Here is a 2,607-nt window from a genome sequence, read left to right as displayed (position 1 = left end):
GAAGATATTTCTTCGACCATCTCCAGATACGGTCAAAAACATCTTTTTTATTTAGTTGTACTGCAATCATCATCCCATAAGAGAGGCCTTCAGTCCGGGCATCATGATTTTTCAAATCCGACACATAGCCCATGGAATCGCCCACTTCAAAGTAGATCCGGTTTGGCCCTTCAAAAAGGTCGGAATAAGTTTTTGCCACTTTCTGATCAATCGCTGACTGACTGTATCCGGCTTCCAAAAAAAGATTTCTGTAAACACCGGTATAAAAAGCCCTGGTATTATTGGAACTTCGTTTGGAAATCACCTTTCTATTTGCCGACATAGTACCAAGGCCCAAATAAAAAACACCAATCATCAGCAATATGATGATTTTTATCTTTAAAATATTCCCCCGAAAAAACTCACTTTTCTTCATCTATTTAGCTGATTTTATTTATTATTTGAACTGATAAAAGATTCATGCAGCAATGTGTGTTCCTGTCTTTGACAAGAACACACATAAAAAAACAAGTTAATCTTTTTAATTTATTTCTAATTAACTTCTTATTCCCAAATCAGATGTCAGGAATAGAGAAAACTCGATAATATTAATTTTCACTCAAAACACAAAGGCTTATCTTTATTCGTTCACCTTATAACCCAGTAATGACAACATTTTCATTCCATACCTTTTCCCGATTATTCTATAACCTTCAGCAGTAAAATGCAAGTGATCAAATGCATTTGGGCAGCCTTTAGAAGAAATAACATAAGAATTAGGTAAAGTCTGAGGTAATTTCGCAATAATATTATTCATACTGGCACAGGCGCCCTGATGATCAGCATTCACCAGTTCACCAGCCAGCAAAGGAACAGAGGCCGGGTCAAGGTTTAAATCCTTAATCAGATTGTCATATACACCTTTAACCTTTTCCGTCCAAAGAGTATCATTCGTGTTAGATTCTCCCTGATGTAATAAAATTCCTTTTATCACGCCTTTCTTTTGAGCTAATTTAGCCATCTCCACGAGGCGGGCATAAGGATTTCCGTCATACTCTTTAATCATGTTAATCATCCACTGCGGGGCAGTTGAAACATACGACTGATAATTATCCTTGTCGAACAGCTCAATCTTACAACCGCCAACAGCAACGTTAATAACGCCTACTTTCACATTTTTTGGCAAATTGGCCACCAGTGTCCTGCCGAAATAATCGGCAGGAGTCAAACCTGTGTGGCAACGGCATAATGGAGGTTTAGCAGGATACCAATTCCCTTTTGTCCTGTGTAAATCAGGGCAATCGACTGTCGACATAACCTGAAAACGGCTATCTACCATTGTGTCCTGTGCTTCAAACCTTGCATTGCCTTCCATATTTGACTGTCCGAAGCAAAGAAAAATATAGAAATCAGGATCCTGAGAAAAAGCATTTACATTAAATAAAAGTATTCCTGCCAATAAGGACAATCCCATTCTTATTTTCATATTAATTAAATTTAATATTTAAAATTAAATTTATTATGTTAAGAACATAAATTATAAAACGGTTACTTTTAAAATCTTCAGGTCTTTGGCATCCGAACTATTTCCGTACATAACCTCATAGTCTCCTGCACTTACAGCCATTTTCCCGCTGGCACGGTCGAAAAATTCGAAGGAAGAATAGGGTAAATTGATTACTGCCTGAGCAGATTTCCCTGCAACTACATCAACCCTTTGAAACCCTCTTAAAGTTTTAATCGCGCCATCGTTATCGTTTACCTTATGCACATAAACCTGAACAATTTCAGTCCCGTTACGTTTTCCGGCATTTATTACCGGCACAGTAAGTTCTAAATTTTCATTGGCTTTAATACTTGCAGTATTTAGTTTTGCGTTGCCAATTAAAAAATTGGTATAACTCAGTCCAAAGCCAAATGGGAACAAAGGATCAGACATATAGCGATAAGTACGTCCTTTCATGGAATAATCCTCGAAAGCAGGCAACTGTTTTATGTTTTTATAGAATGTAACAGGTAATTTACCGGATGGATTATAATCCCCGAAAAGCACATCAGCTATTGCCTGACCTCCGGATTCACCGGCATACCAGGCCTGGAGGATAGCATCACAGCTTTTTGTCTCCGGGACCAGGCCCATAGCCGAACCGGAACAATTCACAAAAACAACCTTCTTCCCAGCCTTTTTCAATGCCATCAGGCAATTGCGCTGTACCTCAGGCAATTCAATATCCGTACGGTCGCCCCCCTTGAATCCGGGTAAATCAACAGGCATCTCCTCTCCTTCAAGTTTGGAAGAGATACCCCCTGCAAAAATCACCACGTCCACACCTTTCAATTTATTGATCAGATCATCAAACTTAACGGGCACTTCTTTTCCAAAATTCAGGTTAAGGCTTGCCCTCCAGTTTTCCACCTGGCAGAAATAAGCTTCAATCTTATATTCCTTCCCCTTTTCAACTTTCAGGGCAACATGTTTTGGAAGTGGCCTCCACATACGAATTCTGGTAATTGTATCGCCATTTACAACGAGTTCAAATTTACCGCAAGCCTCTGAGTTAAAAACAATTTCTCCAGACTGAGCAGGTTTATAAACCGTCTCAAATTTGCCGGAGAAATTCTCCAGAT

Annotated in this window: 3 protein-coding genes; all 3 read right to left on the bottom strand. The window is 39.0% G+C overall.

Features of this window, described 5'->3' with window-relative positions; translation table 11 throughout:
- The coding region (locus Q8907_15970; protein ID MDP4275766.1) for a glycosyl hydrolase family 8 at positions 1–415 on the bottom strand (415 nt) is incomplete at its 3' end.
- 204 nt (positions 416–619) lie between these two features.
- Positions 620–1,465, bottom strand: coding sequence for a sialate O-acetylesterase (locus Q8907_15965; protein MDP4275765.1), 846 nt, complete (start codon positions 1,463–1,465; stop codon positions 620–622).
- 51 nt (positions 1,466–1,516) lie between these two features.
- Positions 1,517–2,607: glycoside hydrolase family 3 C-terminal domain-containing protein (locus Q8907_15960; protein ID MDP4275764.1), on the bottom strand; the 1,091-nt coding region annotated here is incomplete at its 5' end.

This window comes from Bacteroidota bacterium (genome assembly GCA_030706565.1).
In the GTDB taxonomy this organism is placed as follows: Bacteria; Bacteroidota; Bacteroidia; order Bacteroidales; family JAUZOH01; genus JAUZOH01.
Note: the sequence above shows the minus strand (reverse complement) of the source record. Positions and strands in the feature narration are given on the sequence as shown.